Annotated in this window: 2 protein-coding genes; both read left to right on the top strand. The window is 67.9% G+C overall.

Features of this window, described 5'->3' with window-relative positions:
• Positions 1-338, top strand: a 338-nt coding sequence (locus tag AC1DNF_RS35710) for a hypothetical protein (RefSeq protein WP_478153661.1), incomplete at its 5' end; no start/stop codon positions are given.
• A gap of 27 nt (positions 339-365) precedes the next feature.
• On the top strand, positions 366-650 hold the full coding sequence (locus AC1DNF_RS35715; protein ID WP_478153663.1) for a hypothetical protein: 285 nt from the start codon (positions 366-368) through the stop codon (positions 648-650).
• The last annotated feature ends 108 nt before the right edge of the window (positions 651-758 follow it).

A 758-nucleotide genomic window follows, 5' to 3' on the forward strand; every position in this document is an offset into this window, starting at 1 on the left:
AAGCGAAGGCCGAAGCCGAAGCAAAGTGGCAGCAGGAGCAGGACGACCTCTTGATGGCCGAGGCGATGCGCATCGCACGGTACTTCAACCAGATGATCAACACGGCGGTGCCATCGAGCGCGGCGGCCGACGCATCGCTCGGCTTCGTGCCCATGGACGAGGCCTCCCCCTTGCACGCCGCCGCCGCGCACGAGCAGGCCATGGTGCAGGCAGTGGTGGGGTTGAGGGGCGTGAGTGCAGGAAAGCCCGAACCGCCATGGCCGCCGACGAGGAGGCCGTCCTGTCCTTGCGGCGCTGATTTCGTGCTGCCCTTGACGCCGGCGGAAGCCGCCCGATAGACGATACAAAAACCCAGGGAGTCTGAATTGACCAAGCAAGACACCGCGCTGCCCGCAGCGTCGGCGGAGGATACCCGCGCGAGCATCGATGGCGCGTGGCCGCTGATCGCGGCCTTCACGCAGCTGATCGGCCTGAACATCGACGCGGCTTCGCTGCGCCAGCACTTCGCCTCGGAGCCGCACCCCCTCACGCTGCGCCAGGCCATGCAGGCCATGCAGGCGATGCAGGCGCTGGGCCTGGAGGGTGTCTACCGGCGCGGCTCCATCAAGCGGCTGGCCGCATCCGCGACGCCGGTGCTCGCGTGCGCCTAGGACGGAACGCTCATGATCATCGCTTCCGCGGCCGACGGTTCCTATCTCGTCCAGCAGGCCGGGCAGGACTTCGCGCAGCGCACCGACAGGAAGAAGCTGGCCCAGCTC

The sequence above is a fragment of the Variovorax sp. 01T432 genome (assembly GCF_056398605.1).